Consider the following 548-nt stretch of genomic DNA (forward strand, 5'->3'; position numbering starts at 1 on the left):
AGCGCCACCTCCACAGCGAACAGCCCGGTCTGGGTGAACACGGTCCGGTCCAGCGCCTCCGCATCCCCGCCGAAGACCACCTCCCGCACCGAACCCTCCAGATGACGGTCCAGCTCCGCGCACACCGCGTCGAACGCCGCCGCGAACACCGGGAACGCCGCGTACAGTTCACGTCCCATGCCCAGCCGCTGGGCGCCTTGTCCGGTGAACAGGAACGCCGTCCCACCGCGGCCCGCCACCGTGCCCGGGATAACGCCCGCGGCCAGTTCGTCGAGGCCGTTCAGCAGCTCCGCCCGGTCGCGGCCGGTGACCGCCGCACGGTGGCCGAAGGCGGACCGGCTCAGCGCCAGTGAGTGGCCCACATCCACCGGATCCAGCTCCGGCCGCGCCGCCACATACGACCGCAGCCGCTCCGCCTGGGCCCGCAGCGCCGCCTCACCGCGGGCCGAGAGCACCCAGGGCACCACATCGAGGTCCATCGGCCGCTCGGCGGCCGGGTCTTCGAGGGGTGCCTGCTCCAGCACCATGTGCACATTGGTGCCGCCCAT

General features: G+C 72.8%; 1 protein-coding gene. It reads right to left on the reverse strand.

The genetic code is table 11. From position 1 onward, the window contains the following. The coding region (locus tag KN815_RS29505) for an acyltransferase domain-containing protein (protein WP_216344929.1) at positions 1-548 on the reverse strand (548 nt) is incomplete at both ends.

This window comes from Streptomyces niphimycinicus (genome assembly GCF_018883605.1).
In the GTDB taxonomy this organism is placed as follows: domain Bacteria; phylum Actinomycetota; class Actinomycetes; order Streptomycetales; family Streptomycetaceae; genus Streptomyces; species Streptomyces niphimycinicus.